Genomic DNA, 14,505 nt, shown 5'->3' with positions numbered 1-14,505 from the left:
TGAGCCGGGGAGACGCGCCTGCGCCTGCCCGCGTCACACTGCATCCGGACGAAGACTCGATGTGCCTCCCGGCTGACGTGCTGGACCGGGTATGGATCCTTCGGCCTGCAAGGTTCTGCGCGGAAACTGGTTGCGGCGTGGCCGGCCTCAGGATGACGTCAGGGAGACGGGCGCGGAAGGCCCGCTCTCCTTGCGGATTCGGTATCATATCAGTCCACCGCGCGCTGATACTGGACCGGCCAGTCCCCGGGCACGCCCAGCTCCTTCGCGGCGTGCAGCGGCCAGTACGGGTCGCGCAGGAGCTGGCGCGCGAGCAGGACCATGTCCGCGCGCCCCTCGCGCACGATGGCGTCCGCCTGCGGGGCGCTGGTGATGAGCCCCACGGCCGCCGTGGCCACGCCGGCCTCGCGGCGGATGCGCTCGGCGAACTCCACCTGGTAGCCGGGGCCGATCGGGATCCGCACGCGCGCCACGTTCCCGCCCGACGAGCAGTCGATCACATCCACACCCAGCGGCCCCAGCATCCGCGCGAGCTCCACCGACTGCTCGGCGTCCCATCCCCCTTCCACCCAATCGGTCGCGGAGATGCGGACGAAGAGCGGGAGATCGTCCGGCCACACCCGCCGCACCGCCTGGACTACGTCGCGCACGATGCGGGTGCGGTTCTCGAAGCTGCCGCCGTACGCGTCGTCGCGGTGGTTGCTGAGCGGCGAGAGGAACTGGTGCAGCAGGTAGCCGTGCGCCGCGTGGATCTCCGCCAGCCGAAACCCCGCTTCGCGCGCCCGCACCGCCGCCGCCGCGAACGCGTCCACGACCGACGCGATCCCCGCCGCGTCCAGCGCCTCGGGGACGGGCGCCTCCGCGTGGAAAGGAATCGCACTCGGCGCCCAAATCGGCCGCCAGCCGCCCTGTGCGGGATCGACGTAGCCGCCGCCTTTCCACGGCGGCGCGGTGCTCGCCTTCCGCCCCGCGTGCGCCAGCTGGATGCCGGCGACCGCGCCGTTGGCCTCGACGAAGCGCGCGATCGGCGCCAGCGCCTCGGCGTGCGCGTCGCTCCAGATCCCCAGGTCCGCGGGCGAGATGCGGCCGTCCGCGGTGACGGCGGTGGCCTCGGCGATCACCGCGCCCGCGCCGCCTACCGCGCGGCTCCCCAGGTGCACCATGTGCCACGGCGCCGCGAAGCCGTCCACGCACGAATACTGGCACATGGGGCTTACGCCGATCCGGTTGCGCAGCGTGACGCCGCGAATCGTCATCGGCGCGAACAGTCCGTCTTCCACCACGTCTCCTCCCGTCAGTCGTTAGAACGAATGCCGCGCCCCCGCGCAACGCCCGGGCCACATGCGGGGCATGAGCCGTAGCCGGCTGCCGAGCCGAACAGCCTCGCGCAGTTTGCGAGGCTTCCCGTGGTTGTTGCTGCGACTTCAGTCGCCGGTGGGAGGCCAGCTCCCATCCCCGAGGTTAGCTTCGATCCGCATCTTCTTGATCATCCACTGCCACCACCACCGCAGCCCGTGCCCGATCCCGCCATCTCCATCCTCCTCCCCTTCCGCGACGAGGCGGCGTTCCTGCCGGAGTGCCTCGCCTCCATCCGCGCGCAGACGGAGAGCGATTGGGAACTGGTCGCGGTGGACGACGGGTCGGCGGACGAGTCGGCGGCGATAGTCGAGCGTTGGGCAGATGATGATCCGCGCGTGCGGCTGCTGCGGCCCGGGCGCGTCGGCCTCGTCGCGGCGCTGAACCTGGCGATCGCGGAGGCGCGGGCGCCGCTCGCAGCGCGGATGGACGCGGACGACGTGATGCTCCCCGATCGCCTGCGGGCGCAGCGCGAGTGGATGGACGCGCACCCCGGCGCCGCGCTGTGCGGCACGCAGGTGGAGCTGTTTCCGCCGGAGGAGGTGCGCGGCGGCTACCTGGAATACGTACGCTGGCAGAACGAGTGCGTCGAGCCCGGGCAGATCGCCGCGAACCTCTACGTCGAGTCGCCGTTCGCGCATCCGTCGGTGATGGCGCGCACGGAGGTTCTGCGCGCGGCCGGCGGCTACGCGGACGGGCCGTTCCCGGAGGATTACGAGCTCTGGCTGCGCCTCCACGCGGGCGGGCACCGGATGGGCAAGGTGCCGCGCGTCCTCCTGCGCTGGCGCGAGCGCGGTGCGCGTACCAGCCGCACGGACGCACGCTACGCCCGCGACGCCTTCGACCGCCTGCGCGCGGACTACCTCGCGCGCGACCCGCGGCTGCACGCCGGGCGCGAGGTCGTCGTCTGGGGCGCCGGCCGCCGCTCCCGCCTCCGTGCGCGCCTGGCGATGGAGCGCGGCGTCGCCCCGTCTGCGTGGATCGACATCGATCCCGACAAGATCGGGCATCGCGTCTGGGGCCTGCCCGTGCACGCGCCGGAGTGGCTGGCGGAGCGCGATCCGCGCCCGTTCGTCCTCGTCTACGTGAACAACCACGGCGCCCGCGGCCTCATCTCCGCGCGGCTGGGGGAGATGGGGTATGCGGTGGGCGAGGATTGGCTGGGCGTGGGGTGATTGCCCTGAGGCTGAGGTTCCCCGAATGGAATTCGGGGGCAACAACGGCACAAAGTCCCTGCGGGACTGCGGCCGCGGCATTCGCGTGGGCTCCGCGAGCTTCTGCGGCCGTTGCGGTTCACCTCTCCCAGCTGTTTGGGAGAGGTCGAAAAATGAGAAGGGAGAGACGGCAGTTTTGTCTCTCCCTTCTCATTTTTTCGGGTGAGGGCCCGCGGTTCAATCCTCCGCGAACGCCGGGTCCGCGCCGACCGTGTCCCGCCCGTCGAGCTTGCGGAGCATGTAGCAGAAGGTCTCGCTCTGCAGCGGGTAGCGGATGCGGTACGCGCGCCGCCAGATGGCGAACAGCAGCCGCGCCACCTCGTGCCCGCTCACCTCCAGGCGCCCGTCGGCGATCGGCTCGCGGTAGAGGATGTACCGGCCCTCGGCGCGGAGCGGCATCCACGGGTGGAAGTAGCCGAAGTCGAAGGGGATCGCGCGGCCGCCGCGCACCAGCGTGCGCAGCCACGCGCTCTCACGGCGCACCTCGCCCACCGTCCACGCGGGCGGGCCGCCGTGCGCGCGCCGCGCGTCGTCGCGAAAGCACTCGACCAGGCGCGCGCGCAGGTCGCCGCCCAGGCGCTGGCCGCGCACCTCCTCGCGCACCGCCAGGTAGGTGATGAACCCCGCGTTCACCGACTCCAGGAACACCCCGGCCGCGGCCGCCACCGGCTCGCCATCCCCATCCACCGACGCGATCAGGTGGTAGTCGCCGCCCGAGGGAAGGGCGCGGCGGCTCTCCTCGATCTCCGAGAGAAGGTCCGCCGCCGGCTGCACGTCGCCGATCGACGTCTGGATGAGGTCGATCGCGGCCCGGGCGAGCTCCGTGCGCTCGTCCCGGACTTCGACGACGCGCGGCTCAGGCTCCGCCATCGTCCTGCTCCACGCGCACCTCGAACCCGAGGCGGAACACGCGCGCCGCGTTGCGCCACAGGATCCCGTCGCGCTCGGCGTCGGTCAGGTCCAGCCGCCAGACGAACGCCAGGTACCCGCCCAGGTCCGAGATCGGCCAGTCGCTGCCGAACATCAGCTTGTCCGGATCGTTCACGTAGGCCACGACCTCGTTGACCTTCTGTACCATCAGCCGCTCGAAGCGCGACTGCCAGTCGCCCACGGTGAAGCCGGAGAGGTCGCCGAAGACGTTGGGGTTCTTGTAGATGACCTCGGCCGCGTCGAGCAGCCACGGGTTCCCCAGGTGGCAGATGACGAAGCTCGTCTCGCGGTGATCGACCGCGATGTCGTCTACTTCCAGCGGGTGGGCGAAGCGCACCTTCGCCTTCGCGTCGAACGTGTCGCCCGTGTGGATCATCACGGGAACGCCGAACTCGGCCGCCAGGTCATACACGGGTCGCATCTCCGGCGCGGAGAGGCGGAAGGGCTCGTAACCCGGATACAGCTTCAGCCCCTTCACCCGCCCGCCCCGCAGCAGGTCGCGCAGGTGCGGCAGGTCGCGCGTGAGGTGCGCGTGCCGCACCCCCGCCACCACGCCCAGGCGCGCGTCGCCCTCCACGGCGGCCAGCACCTCCGCGGTGTCCGGCCGCTCGGGGTTCACGTCGTACGAGGTCAGCACCAGCGCATAGGCGATTCCGTGCGCGTCCATCGCCGCGCCGAGCTGCGCGTGGCGCTCCGCCAGCGTGGCCGGAAGGTCGGGCGTATAGCGGTTGAGATGCGTGTGGCAGTCGATGATCACGGATTCCGCCGGCTGTGGGTACGCCGCCGCCGGTGGCAGGGAGCGTACCAGCACGGCACGCCGGTGATCCGGATCGGCCGCGCGCGCCGCGGAGCATGGCGGTCCGGCCTGAGCGGCGGCATACTGTGCCTGAGCCGGGCCGCGGCGACCGGCTTCCACGGGATGGACCGCATCTCTTCCCCACCCAGGCGGAGAATCGCTCATGCTCGCGTTCCCCTTCCGGGCGCTGCCGGCGGCGGCGCTGGCGCTGCTCCTGACCGGCTGCGGCGGCGAGCGGGAGCGGCCGCGGCAGGACGGCGGCGCGCCCCCGGCACCGCCGCGGGCGGTCCGCATTCCCCATCGCTCGGACTTCGCCGATTCGGCGGCGGCCACCGTGCGGCAGGTGGTGTACGTGCCGGTGTACACGCACGTCTACGCCGCCGACGCGCAGCGCCGCTTCGCGCTCACCGCCATGCTGAGCGTGCGCAACACCGATCCCGACCATCCGCTGGTGGTGACGGCCGTGCAGCTGTATGCGACGGACGGGAAGTTCCTGCGCGAGTACCTGCGCGCGCCGCTGCGGCTGGCGCCCCTGGCCACCGCCGAGTACGTGCTTCCGGAAGGCGAGAGCGCCGGGTCCGGAGCGAACTTCATGGTCGAATGGACGGCCACGCAGAAGGTCACCGAGCCCGTGATCGAGGCGGTGATGGTGTCCGTCGCGGGAACGCAGGGGCTGTCGTTCGTGAGCGTGGGGCGGCCGCTCGTGCGCCGGTGAGATGAGAGTGCTGAGTGCTGAGTGCTGAGTGCTGAGTGCTGAGTGCTGAGTGCTGAGTGCTGAGTGCTGAGTGCTGAGTGCTGAGTGCTGAGTGCTGAGTGCTGAAGCCCCGTCCGATGACGCTGGCGCGTCACCGGACGGGGCTCGTCACGTTCCCGGCAGCGGGTTCGCCCTCGAGCCGGGGGGATGGCTCAGGCTTCGACGGGGCAGCCGATCTCCGTGCAGCCGCGCTCGGAGATGCACGCGTCCACGGCGGACGGGTCGCAGTCCGGGCCCTTGCTGCACCCGCGAGAGGTCGGGCAGTCCAGCGCGGCCGACGGGCAGTTGTCGCCCTGCGTGCGGCGGCACTCGTCCAGCTCGCTGCAGCCGCGCGCCGACGGGCACGCGTCCACCGCCGAGCAGTCCGTGTCCTGCAGTCCGGTGTTCCCCTTCTGCCGCCCCTGCACCGTGCCGAACCCCGGCCTCGCGGCGTCGGTCGCGAACGACTGCACCGCCAGCGCGTTCAGGTTGAGCGTGAGCTTTCTCATGATCTCCTCGCATTCCGGATGTGGATGAAAACCGCTGCCCCCGGTCGGCAGCGATGGTGGGCAGCTGCAATATTCGTCGGGTGACAGCGGGGGAACAAGAACGGCGTAATCGGCCCGACCGGGTGACCTTCACCATGAAGCGGGTCCGTCGAAGACGAGGGGCTGTAGCCCTCCGGCGAGCCGGTAGTGCACCGCCGCTGGCAGAGCGCGCACCAGGGGCGAAGCATCCCGTCCCTACGAAGCCCCGGGGCGAGCGAATCGCCCCGGGGCTTCGGTTCCACCGCGGCCACAGCCGACCAGGATTGCGCTACAGGGCGGTGTCCAGCCGAACGGTGAAGGCCTGATCGAGCACGCTGAAGGGAACCAGGTACATCTCGCCCTTGATGGCGCCGTTCTCCACGCGCAACCGGGTCTGCTCGATCGGGCCCTTCACCACGGCGATGAAGTAGAACCCGTCTGCCGTGTAGAACACCGGAAGCCAGGGCGCCGACCGGTACTCAGCGACGGTGATCCCGGACCAGAGCCGGCTGCACACGGCTGCGTCCTGCGCGTCGTTCAGCACGCGCAGGTGCGACGGGTCGACGAGAGTGGTGCCGGAAGTCTGGCGCTCTTCCTGGAATGCCGGGTCCACCAGGAACATGCCGGCCACGTCCCGCGCCTCGGAGTTGTCGGGCGGACACGCGGACTGCGCCGAGGCTCTCGCAGGCAGCGCCAGCGCGAGTACGGTCAGCATCCCACAGGCTATGTGAATCAACGGATTGCACTTCATTGCCTTCTCTCTGGACGTTCAGTACCCGCGCCGTGGGCCACAGCACGATGGAGTACTCGGCACCGGTCCGCACGATCCAGCCGCCGCAGTCGTGCCGCTCGTCCTCGGGCATGCGCGTGGCCTGCAACGGGGCGGAGACGGGGTGCTCTGGCGCCCGTTTCGCGCTCCCGGCATAGTTGGTAACGGCTCTCCTCTCTGCACGACAACCGCGCCTTCGACGATGACTTTCTCGCGTCGCGATTTCCTCTCGACTCTCAGCCGCACCGCGCCGGCCACGTGGCTCGCCACCGGCGGGCGCGACGAGCTGCGCGACATCGCGTACGAGCTGGCGCGCTTCGGCGGCGGGCCGGACGAGATCGCGCGCGACGAGCGGTTCTGGGTGCCGGTGCAGCAGGCGTTCACGGTCGACCGCAGCATCATCAACCTGAACAACGCCGGCGTCAGTCCCTCGCCGCGGCTGGTGCAGGATGCGATGAAGCGGTACCTCGACTACAGCAACGAGGCGCCGGTGCAAACCATGTGGCGCGTGCTGGAGCCGCAGCGCGAGACCGTGCGCGCCGGTCTGGCGCGAATGTTCGGATGTGAGGCGGAGGAGATCGCCATCACCCGCAACGCCACCGAGGCGCTGCAGATCCTGCAGATGGGCTTCGACCTGCGGGCGGGCGACGAGGTGGTCATCTCCACGCAGGACTATCCGCACATGATCGAGACGTGGCGCCAGCGCGAGCGCCGCGATCGTGTCGTGCTGCGGACGGTGGATCTCCCCATCCCCATCGACGACCCGGCGGAGGTGGTGCGGAGATACGAATCCGCCATCACCCCGCGGACGAAGCTCGTCCACATGAGCCACATGAGCTTCGTGAACGGACAGGTGCTTCCGGTGCGCGCCGTGGTGCGGATGGCGCGCGGCCGCGGCATCCCCGTGATCGTGGACGGCGCCCACGCGTTCGCGCACTTCCCCTTCCGCCACGCCGACCTGGAGTGCGACTTCTACGCGGCAAGCCTGCACAAGTGGATGTACGCGCCGCACGGAACGGGGATGCTGTTCGTGCGGCGGGAGAAGATCCCGGAGATCTGGCCGCTGCAGGCGAGCGACGAGGCGAAGCGCGCCGACATCCGCAAGTTTGAGGACGTCGGCACGCACCCTGCCGCCAACGCGCTCGCCGTCGCCGAGGCGATGGCGTTCACCCACGCGATCGGCGTCGCGAACAAGGCCGCGCGGCTGGCCTACCTGCGCGACCGCTGGGCCACCGCGCTCGCGGCGCATCCGCGCGTGCGGCTGCATACGAGTCTCCGCCCCGGCCACGCGTACGCCATCGCGCTGGTGCAGGTGGAGGGGATCGAGCCCGGGCGGATCTACGACGAGCTGTGGACGAAGCACCGCATCATCACCAGCCCCACGAAATGGGCCGGCGTCGAGGGCATCCGCGTAACCCCCAACGTCTACACCACGCTGGACGAGATCGACCGGTTCGTCGAGGCGATGCACGGAATCCTCGGCGGAGCACGTGGACGCGCCGCGGGCGACGCGGGGTGATTGAACGGCAGCACCGTGGAAGACGCCCTGGAACTCCTTCGAGCCGGACAGTACTTCCGCCCTCGACGACTTCGCGAAGAGCATCTTCCGGGAATCAGCCGAGCCGATCGCGCGCCCGTAGACTTCCCACAGTGCGGGCCGCGGTGACGGCCCAGTCGAACTCTGCCGCGCGCCAGCGAGGGCCCGCGAAGCACCGCCTGAAGGACCTCCACCCCTCCTCCAAAACCGCCTCCCGAACGCCCCGAGCAGCGTCCCCCACGTTCTTGCGCGGGTCTAGGTTCCTGCCGCTGAGAGAAGGGTTTTGACCGACCGGCAACAGCACTTCGGCGAGAGGCCGGCCGCACCACAGAGCCCCCTCTTACAGGTCATCCTGTTACAGGTGCTGTGAGTAGTGTGATCTATGTGATCAACAAAAGGCTGTTTTTGTTACTGTTTTAGCGAGTGGTGTGTTTGATGTTGACACAGTTTTAACTTACTTAACGTTTTTCTAATCTATTGTCCGAAACAACCCCACTCGCCGGGAGTACTGCTCAACGAAGGGCGCTCGCATTACGCCGGGACGTGAAAACGCCTGTTCCGCGCCTCCACCTCCCTCCGCCCTGCCCGTCCCCCTTCCGCTGCCGGCGACTCTCGCCGGCGCGTCCTGCCCCCACTTCACAAGGCAGGTGCTCCATGGCGTTCCCGTGCCCCCCACGAAACCTCCCCGCGGGCTGCGTACCGCCCGCACCCTGCACCACCGACCCGCCGACCCCAGCGGCCATCTGCAACGTGGGGTGCGAGATCGGTCCGTGCAGCCCGGAGGAACGGCAGGACCTCAGCCGGGCCGTGAAGCTGCAGGCGGCCAACGAGGCCAACTCGCCGCGCAGCCACCCCTGCAACTGCGACGAGATCGAGTTCCAGGCCTCGTTCCCCAACCGCTTCATCGCCAGCTACAGCAAGGGGCTGCCGCACAACAACCTGGGCGAGGTCGACAGCAACGAGTACTGCAAGCTGCTGCAGGCCATCGCCACCCGGAACCCCAACCTGTTCGAGGGAATCAACCTGGGGTGCTGCCCCGACTGCATGCCCGCCATCCCGTCGGGGGTGCCGCCGCAGCTGGAGTGCATGGCACGCCGGCGGCTGCTGGTGGACCCGCAGTCGGCGTTCGCGTTCGACCTGGAGGGCTTCGACTCGCACGCCCTCTGCCTTCCCCCGGCGCCCAAGTTCAGCAGCGCCGAGGAGATCTCCGAGATCGCGGAGCTGTACTGGCAGGCGCTGGCGCGTGACGTGGCCTTCACCCAGTACGCCACCGACCCGCTGATCACCGCCGCCCGCACCGACCTGGCCGGCTACGCCTGCATCTTCGCCCCCACCGCCAGCAACGACGTGCTCTTCCGCGGCATCACGCCGGGAAGCCAGGTGGGGCCGTACGTCTCGCAGTTCTTCTACATGGACACGCCGTACGGCGCGCAGCGCATCCCCGGGCGCATCCGCACGGTGCAGCCGGGGATCGACTACCTGACCGCCTACAACGAGTGGCTGGCGGTGCAGGACGGGTGCGACCGCGACCAGACGGCGTGCGACGACACGCGGCGCTGGATCCGCAACGGGCGCGACCTCACGGCGTTCGTGCACGTGGACTCGACCTTCAACGCGTTCCTGAACGCCGCGCTGCAGCTCTGCTCGCCCGCCGAGCCGCTGCGGCGGTGCGAGGAGGCGGCGGGGCGCGGGGTGGAGTACGCGCGCTGCCTGCCGTACGTGAACTCCGCCACGGCGTTCCAGCAGCAGTTCCCGGGGAAGTCGGTCACCCAGGAGGGCTTCTCCACCTTCGGCAAGCCGCACCTGATCTCGCTGCTGGTGGAGACGATGAACCGGGCGCTGAAGGCGGTGTGGTACCAGAAGTGGGCGGTGCACCGGCGGCTGCGCCCCGAGGAGTTCGGCGGGCGCATCCACAACCAGAAGGTGGGGGCCACGGCGTACCCCTTCCACGCCGCCAACTTCGCGCGGCTCGACGCCAACGTGCTGACGCCGCGGATCTTCCCGCACAACCTGCAGCAGAACGCCAACCTGCGGCGCTTCCCCGAGGGCGGCACCTACCTGCTCCCGCAGGCGTTCGCCGAGGGGAGCCCGCTGCACCCGTCGTACGGCTCGGGGCACTCCACCGTGGCGGGGGCGCTGGGAACCATCCTGAAGGCGTTCTTCCCCGGCGACTACCTGATCCTGAACCCGGTGGTGCCCACCGACGACGGGCTGGCGCTGACGCAGTTCGACCCCAGCGGCGACACCGCGCTGACGCTGGAGGGGGAGATCAACAAGCTGGTGGACAACGTCGGGATCGCGCGCCTGTGGGCGGGCGTGCACTGGCGCACCGACCACCAGGAGGCCGTCCGGCTGGGCGAGGACGTGGCCATCAGCATCCTGTGCAACCAGCGCAACGTCTACAACGAGGAGTACGAGATCCGTCTCCGGCGCTACGACGGCACGTACATCCGCATCCGGCCGGGCGGCATCTGCCCCGAGAACCTCGGAACCGACCCGCCGGGCTCGTGCCTGCGCACGCGCACGTCGTTCCTCTGCACCGGCGTTGGCGGAGGCGACCCGGAGCTGTGACCCCGCGCCGCGGCCGAGAATGGCGCGGCGTGACAGGCGGCGCCCCGGCTCATGTCCGAGCCGGGGCGCCGAGTCGTGCCATGCTGGACGCGCGCCTCGTTGCCGTTGCCGGGCGGGGCCGTGCGGGGATGTCGTGCCGCTGTGGAAGGGGCGGATCGGCACCCGGCCCGCTCGCTCCGGCCGTCTCAGGGCCGGTGCGGGCGCGGGTACCGCCGCGGAAGAGGACCGGGTTTGGGCCCGGCGGGGGGCAGGCGGGTGCGCCGGTGAGGAAGGAGGCCGAAGGGAACCGCTCTGGCCGATACCGGCGGCGTGGTCCGCGGAAGCAGTGTTCCGCGTCGGCGAGCCATAGGGCAATCGCCAGACCGGCCGCCGTGCCGTGGCTTCATCTCCATCTCCCGCAACCAGTTACGAAGAAACGGGAGACATCGGGAGATGAGTAGCAGAGTCGAATTCCGTGGCAAGTCTGGTACACGTGGGACAGATGATCCCCATCCCCCGCCGATGCATCGTCTCACCGAACACCGCAAGCTCTCACACCAAATCCGGGGATTCAGTTCGTGCATCCTCGCTGCGCCAACCCCGACGTCATCCTGAGGCCGGCCACGCCCTGACCAGAATCGGCGCAAGCGCTTGCAGGCCGAAGGATCTATCGCCGCCGCAGCACGTGACTCGGCGAGATGCACTGATTCTTCCGCCCGGATCTGGTATCGCAAGGGGCAAAGAGGTGACCTCGTGAGAGCCCTGCTGAAAAACCCGGGAGATGCGAGAAAGGATCGCGCGCGCCTACTCCTCCGCCGCGGCGACCTGCTCGATGCACTCGCCGTCGCGGACCTTGGCGCGGCCGCTGTTCATGGAGCGGCGCTCCTCGACGCTGCCGTCCTCGCGGCGCACGCGCAGGAGGACGTGCGCGGCGCGGGTGAGCGCCGGGTTCCAGGTGGCGGTGCGGCCTTCGTCGCTCAGGCGCGCGGGGATGGGCTCGGCCATGCGGCTTGCGGCGTGCGGGTTGGACGCGACTTGCGCGGGCCGGTATATTCCGGCGCCGCGCACCGTGCGCGCAACTGAACGAGAAAGATCGAGAGACGAAAGATGGCCGACGTCACGTGCGTGCGCTGCGGGCAGACCAGGCCGGGGCTCGCCTGGCCCCCGTTCAACAACGACCTGGGGAAGAAGCTGCAGGCCGAGGTGTGCCAGGACTGCTGGGCGCAGTGGCTGCAGCGCCAGACGGCGCTCATCAACCACTACGGCCTGAACCTGCGCGACCCGGAGTCCCGCAAGTTCCTCACGGACCAGACCACCGAGTTCTTCTTCGGCACCGGCGAGACCGAGAAGGTCGACACGTCCAAGCAGGGGACGGTGCAGTGGTGAACTGCAGGGGATAGGGAACAGGGACAGGGACAGACCACGAACCGCCGCCTCCGGAGCAACCGGGGGCGGCGGTTTTCGTGTGTCGCCAGCATCGGGCACGAGATGCTTGACAGATGTGAATTCACGTTCGCATATTCGATTTGCGAATCTTGATTCACATCTCACGCCCGCCGGAGACACCCCCGATGCTCCAACCGCTTCTCTGCACGGCTCTCCTGGCCGCCACCATTCTCCCGCATCTTCCCATGAGCGTCGCCACGATCGCTTCACCCGCACCGGCGGCCGCCGCGAACACGCTGGTGGCCGAGATCCCGTTCGTGCTGCGCGGCGACCACGTCATGCTGGACGCGTCGGTGAACGGGGTGCGCGGCTGGCTGCTGCTCGACACCGGCTCCAGCGTCTCGTCGCTCGACGCGGCGTGGGCTCCGTCGGCGGCGCACGTGCGGGTGCTTCCCGGGCGGGCGCAGGTGCAGGGGTCCGGCACCTTCGGCATCAGCCTGGGGCAGGCGGACTCGATCGCCGTGGGACCCGTACGGATGCGCGACGTGACGGTGGCGCTCGTCCCGCTCGAGGCCGTTTCGCGCTCGCGGGGCACGGACATCCGCGGCACGCTGGGATACGACTTCATCAGCCGGTACGTGGTGGAGATCGACTACGCCGCGCGCCGGCTGCGGCTGTACGACCCCGACGGCTACGAGTACCGCGGGCCGGGCGTGGAGGTGCCGGTGTCGCTCGCGCTGCGCATCCCCATGGTGCAGGCCCGGATCACGCCGGCGGGCGGCGCGCCGGTTTCCGCGCGGCTGCTCCTGGACCTGGGCTCCAGCGTGCTCGCGGTGCGGCTGACGGCGCCGTTCGTGGCCGCGCACGGGCTGCTCTCCGCCGCGGGATACGAGGCGCCCATCGGCACGGGCGTGGGCGGAACGGTCGTCGGCCGCATCACCCGGCTGGGCGCGCTGGAGATCGGCGGGCTGCGCGTGGCGGCGCCCACGGCGGGGCTGGCGGAGCGCGCCGAGGGTTTCTTCGGCAGCACGATGGCCGACGGCACCGTGGGCGCGCCGGTCTTCCGCCGCACCACCATGGTGCTGGACTACGCGCGCTCGCGGGTGATCTTCGAGGCTGGCCCCGCCTTCGCCGAGCCGTACGACACCGACATGAGCGGAATGGGGCTCGCCGCGGCTCCGGACCAGCCGGTGAGCGTGGAGTACGTCATCGCCGCGGGCCCCGCGGCGGATGCGGGAATCGCTCCCGGCGACGTCCTCCTCGCCATCGATGGCCGCCGCGCGGACGCCGGGTCGCTGGACGAGATCCGGGCGATGTTCAACGCGGACGGCGCGCACCGGCGCCTGACCCTCCGCCGCGGCACCACCATCCGCGAGGTCGTCCTCACCCTGCGGCGGATAATCTGACGGCGGCGGTGGAAGAAGCGGCTCCCGATGCGAACCGCCGCCACTCCGAACATCGGAGGGGCGGCGGTTCTGTGTTGGTGATGGCAACGACTCGGCGTTTCCGCTGTTGAAGCCTCGCGCGGTTTGCGAGGCTTTCCTGGTTGTTGCCGCGGCCCCGCGGCTTCAGCCGCCTTCTGTCCCTCACCCGCCCATCCCCGCTCGGCCCGCCCGCTTCCGCTCCGCCGCGGCCACGATCGCGCCGGCGAGCGGGGACGGGTCGAAGCGCACCGGGTCGGTCGCCGGGAGGCCGGTGGCGTCCTCCAGGCGGCGCGCCTCGTCGCGGGCCTGCTCGTCCGTCAGATCCCAGGTGTTCAGCGCGATCCCGATCACCCGCGACTCGCGCAGCGGGGCGATGGCGCTTTCGCAGATGCGGATCATCTCCGGCACGCTCGGGAGGCGCATCCAGTCGTAGCGGTGCGCGGCGTTCCACGGGCACTGGCGCGACGGCTGGTGGCACAGGATCATCGCGTCCGGCATCGACCCGTGCAGCAGCCCCAGCGTGACGCCCGAGTAGCCCGGGTGCACCAGCGAGCCCTGCCCCTCCACCAGCACCACGTCGTTCCCCTCCGCCGCGCGCAGCACCAGCTGCTCCGCCGCGCCGCCCACGAAATCGGCGACCACCGCATCCACCGAGATCCCCCATCCCTCGATCAGGATCCCCGTCTGCCCGGTGGCGGCGAAGCCCACGCGGGTGCCGCGGGCGGCCAGCGCGTCGCGGATCTGCAGCGCCGCCGTCATCTTCCCGATGTTGCAGTCCGTCCCCACCGTGTGCACCACCAGCGCGTCCACCAGCCGCGCCCGGCCGGTGGAGACGGGGAGTTGAGCCGGCGGCTTGCGCAGGTCGTGGATGCGCACGCCGCGCGCGGCCGCCCGCTCGCGCAGCTCCGCGTCGTCCGACAGGTGGAAGTGCAGCCCGCTGACCACGTCGAGCCCCGCGTCGATCGCCGCGTTCAGCATCGGCCGCCAGCTCCCGGGCAGCTGCCCGCCCTGCGGCGCGATCCCGATCAGCAGCGCCGTCGCGCCGCGCCCCAGCCCCTCCTCCACCGTCGCCAGCACGGGAATCGTCCCGCCGAAGCCGAGCACGTCCCCCACGCTCTCCCCGGCGTGGCGCGAGTCGATCACCGCCAGCACGCGACCCGGGAGGTAGCGGACCGCGCTGTTGGCCGTCTTGCTGGTCTGCGGGCCGAACATCCCCTCGGCCAGCACCAGGTAGCGGTAGCCGGACAGCGCGTCCTTGGCGTCGAGCATCGGGCGGTCGTCGT

General features: G+C 70.4%; 13 protein-coding genes. 6 read left to right on the top strand and 7 right to left on the bottom strand.

The genetic code is table 11. The features are described 5' to 3' along the window. Positions 1-209: 209 nt before the first annotated feature. Positions 210-1,256: an NADH:flavin oxidoreductase/NADH oxidase gene (locus tag VLK66_RS25305; RefSeq protein ID WP_349260546.1), complete on the bottom strand. Its 1,047-nt coding sequence runs from the start codon at positions 1,254-1,256 to the stop codon at positions 210-212. A gap of 258 nt (positions 1,257-1,514) precedes the next feature. Here VLK66_RS25305 and VLK66_RS25300 point away from each other — a divergent pair, with 258 nt between their 5' ends. Continuing rightward, a complete protein-coding gene (locus tag VLK66_RS25300; RefSeq protein ID WP_325312289.1) occupies positions 1,515-2,531 on the top strand; it encodes a glycosyltransferase family 2 protein in 1,017 nt (338 codons plus the stop codon). A gap of 216 nt (positions 2,532-2,747) precedes the next feature. Here the strand turns inward: VLK66_RS25300 and VLK66_RS25295 are convergent, their stop codons facing one another. Beyond that, positions 2,748-3,440, bottom strand: coding sequence for a hypothetical protein (locus tag VLK66_RS25295; protein WP_325312288.1), 693 nt, complete (start codon positions 3,438-3,440; stop codon positions 2,748-2,750). Then, the gene (locus tag VLK66_RS25290) at positions 3,427-4,257 is read right to left on the bottom strand and encodes an amidohydrolase family protein (RefSeq protein WP_325312287.1); all 831 of its coding nucleotides are present in this window, start codon (positions 4,255-4,257) and stop codon (positions 3,427-3,429) included. The genes VLK66_RS25295 and VLK66_RS25290 overlap by 14 nt, the downstream gene beginning before the upstream one ends. Positions 4,258-4,459: 202 nt before the next feature. Here VLK66_RS25290 and VLK66_RS25285 point away from each other — a divergent pair, with 202 nt between their 5' ends. Next, positions 4,460-5,011, top strand: coding sequence for a DUF3124 domain-containing protein (locus VLK66_RS25285; RefSeq protein ID WP_325312286.1), 552 nt, complete (start codon positions 4,460-4,462; stop codon positions 5,009-5,011). 191 nt (positions 5,012-5,202) lie between these two features. Here the strand turns inward: VLK66_RS25285 and VLK66_RS25280 are convergent, their stop codons facing one another. Both VLK66_RS25280 and VLK66_RS25275 read right to left on the bottom strand, forming a co-directional pair. Beyond that, positions 5,203-5,538, bottom strand: a complete 336-nt coding sequence (locus tag VLK66_RS25280) for a hypothetical protein (protein ID WP_325312285.1) — start codon at positions 5,536-5,538, stop codon at positions 5,203-5,205. Between the two features lie 307 nt (positions 5,539-5,845). Further along, positions 5,846-6,271, bottom strand: a complete 426-nt coding sequence (locus tag VLK66_RS25275) for a hypothetical protein (protein ID WP_325312284.1) — start codon at positions 6,269-6,271, stop codon at positions 5,846-5,848. Between the two features lie 256 nt (positions 6,272-6,527). Between VLK66_RS25275 and VLK66_RS25270 the strand changes: the two genes are divergently transcribed. Together VLK66_RS25270 and VLK66_RS25265 are read left to right on the top strand one after the other, a co-directional pair. After that, positions 6,528-7,844, top strand: coding sequence for an aminotransferase class V-fold PLP-dependent enzyme (locus VLK66_RS25270; RefSeq protein ID WP_325312283.1), 1,317 nt, complete (start codon positions 6,528-6,530; stop codon positions 7,842-7,844). An 825-nt stretch (positions 7,845-8,669) separates the two neighbouring features. Then, on the top strand, positions 8,670-10,433 hold the full coding sequence (locus VLK66_RS25265; RefSeq protein ID WP_325312282.1) for a vanadium-dependent haloperoxidase: 1,764 nt from the start codon (positions 8,670-8,672) through the stop codon (positions 10,431-10,433). A 783-nt stretch (positions 10,434-11,216) separates the two neighbouring features. On the opposite strand, the gene VLK66_RS25260 is transcribed toward VLK66_RS25265, so the two are convergent. Continuing rightward, positions 11,217-11,417 carry a hypothetical protein gene (locus VLK66_RS25260; protein ID WP_325312281.1) on the bottom strand — a complete coding sequence of 67 codons (201 nt, stop codon included), beginning with the start codon at positions 11,415-11,417 and terminating at the stop codon, positions 11,217-11,219. A gap of 102 nt (positions 11,418-11,519) precedes the next feature. Between VLK66_RS25260 and VLK66_RS25255 the strand changes: the two genes are divergently transcribed. Beyond that, positions 11,520-11,798 carry an oxidative damage protection protein gene (locus VLK66_RS25255; RefSeq protein ID WP_325312280.1) on the top strand — a complete coding sequence of 93 codons (279 nt, stop codon included), beginning with the start codon at positions 11,520-11,522 and terminating at the stop codon, positions 11,796-11,798. Positions 11,799-11,983: 185 nt separating this feature from the next. Beyond that, entirely contained in the window at positions 11,984-13,204 is a 1,221-nt protein-coding gene (locus VLK66_RS25250; RefSeq protein WP_325312279.1) for a retropepsin-like aspartic protease, read from the top strand. Between the two features lie 180 nt (positions 13,205-13,384). Here VLK66_RS25250 and VLK66_RS25245 read toward each other — a convergent pair whose 3' ends face one another. Continuing rightward, positions 13,385-14,491, bottom strand: coding sequence for a DUF1611 domain-containing protein (locus VLK66_RS25245; protein WP_325312278.1), 1,107 nt, complete (start codon positions 14,489-14,491; stop codon positions 13,385-13,387). Positions 14,492-14,505 lie beyond the last annotated feature (14 nt).

This window comes from Longimicrobium sp. (genome assembly GCF_035474595.1).
Lineage (GTDB): Bacteria > Gemmatimonadota > Gemmatimonadetes > Longimicrobiales > Longimicrobiaceae > Longimicrobium.
This window is presented reverse-complemented; position numbering and strand designations above follow the sequence as displayed.

Excerpts from the sequence above, each read along its gene's own strand:
- VLK66_RS25260 (WP_325312281.1), bottom strand. The coding sequence starts at position 11,417 with ATGGCCGAGCCCATCCCCGCGCGCCTGAGCGACGAAGGCCGCACCGCC.
- VLK66_RS25305 (WP_349260546.1), bottom strand. The coding sequence starts at position 1,256 with ATGACGATTCGCGGCGTCACGCTGCGCAACCGGATCGGCGTAAGCCCC.
- VLK66_RS25255 (WP_325312280.1), top strand. The coding sequence starts at position 11,520 with ATGGCCGACGTCACGTGCGTGCGCTGCGGGCAGACCAGGCCGGGGCTC.
- VLK66_RS25280 (WP_325312285.1), bottom strand. The coding sequence starts at position 5,538 with ATGAGAAAGCTCACGCTCAACCTGAACGCGCTGGCGGTGCAGTCGTTC.
- VLK66_RS25285 (WP_325312286.1), top strand. The coding sequence starts at position 4,460 with ATGCTCGCGTTCCCCTTCCGGGCGCTGCCGGCGGCGGCGCTGGCGCTG.
- VLK66_RS25250 (WP_325312279.1), top strand. The coding sequence starts at position 11,984 with ATGCTCCAACCGCTTCTCTGCACGGCTCTCCTGGCCGCCACCATTCTC.
- VLK66_RS25295 (WP_325312288.1), bottom strand. The coding sequence starts at position 3,440 with ATGGCGGAGCCTGAGCCGCGCGTCGTCGAAGTCCGGGACGAGCGCACG.
- VLK66_RS25270 (WP_325312283.1), top strand. The coding sequence starts at position 6,528 with ATGACTTTCTCGCGTCGCGATTTCCTCTCGACTCTCAGCCGCACCGCG.
- VLK66_RS25275 (WP_325312284.1), bottom strand. The coding sequence starts at position 6,271 with ATGCTGACCGTACTCGCGCTGGCGCTGCCTGCGAGAGCCTCGGCGCAG.
- VLK66_RS25245 (WP_325312278.1), bottom strand. The coding sequence starts at position 14,491 with ATGCTCGACGCCAAGGACGCGCTGTCCGGCTACCGCTACCTGGTGCTG.